The organism is Methylovulum psychrotolerans, assembly GCF_002923755.1.
Taxonomy (GTDB): Bacteria; Pseudomonadota; Gammaproteobacteria; order Methylococcales; family Methylomonadaceae; genus Methylovulum; species Methylovulum psychrotolerans.
The window spans coordinates 1-926 of the sequence record NZ_PGFZ01000083.1 but is presented as its reverse complement, the minus strand read 5'-3'; the positions used below and the strand labels follow the sequence as shown (position 1 = coordinate 926).

The 926-nt window shown below is 34.7% G+C and carries 1 protein-coding gene; it reads right to left on the bottom strand.

Features of this window, described 5'->3' with window-relative positions; translation table 11 throughout:
- Nucleotides 1-19: 19 nt before the first annotated feature.
- Nucleotides 20-889: a hypothetical protein gene (locus AADEFJLK_RS23705; protein WP_103976047.1), complete on the bottom strand. Its 870-nt coding sequence runs from the start codon at nt 887-889 to the stop codon at nt 20-22.
- Nucleotides 890-926 lie beyond the last annotated feature (37 nt).

Sequence of the window (926 nt, the reverse complement as noted above, 5' to 3'; positions counted from 1 at the left end):
AGCAGAAAATATACATGAGTTAATTAAAGAAGTAATGCTTATGCTTAGTGTTACTGAGAACCCAAATATCACCATAATCAAGCTTATCATCAGTCGCCGCAATAATTTGTTGACAAACCTCTTTGGCAAAATCTAACCCTTCCGTTTTTGAAATCTTACTGATAATTTCTTTCCAGTAGTACATGTCAGAATGCCCGCCTCGAAATTTTGCATTTAACGGAACTGACGTAACCAATATTCTTAAAGCGTCTTTAGTCGCGTAAAACTTATTGTCATCCCCGTAACAATACATAAACATAATATCAAGAGCAACCCAGTGACCACCAGCATCGACTTTTGCGAGATCAAGACAAAAGCTTGAAATATCAGATTCTCTTAAATGTTTAATAACACCACCATATTTTAAATTTATGGCGGAAAGAGCAGATAACTGACCATTTTTTATAATATTCAATAGCGTGTTTAACTGATACTGTTCAATGAGACCTGTAAGAATTACTTCATGATAAAAAACCATTAATTTTGGATTTTCTGAAAATATTTTAAGATAACAACTCCAATCATCTGCTGATTTTTGATAAACTCCACTGAGTAAGCCTAGCGCAAAGTTTAAATTTGGGTTCTCAGTAACACTAAGCATAAGCATTACTTCTTTAATTAACTCATGTATATTTTCTGCTTTTATCGCCAAAGCTCTACCAAATGCAAAGGATTGTTTTTGTTCCCCAACCAAAAGCAATACAAGATGCTCATGTATAAGGTTAATACTCCTGCTTAATTCATTAGCTAAATTTTCGGCTTTCTCCATTGCAATATCAACATATTCACCATCAATATTTTCACGATACTCCCTAGGTGGATTTACTACCAAAATATTGACCGCTTTCAAGCCGTCATCCGGCAGCCCTATACTTTAGTGAAGGGGT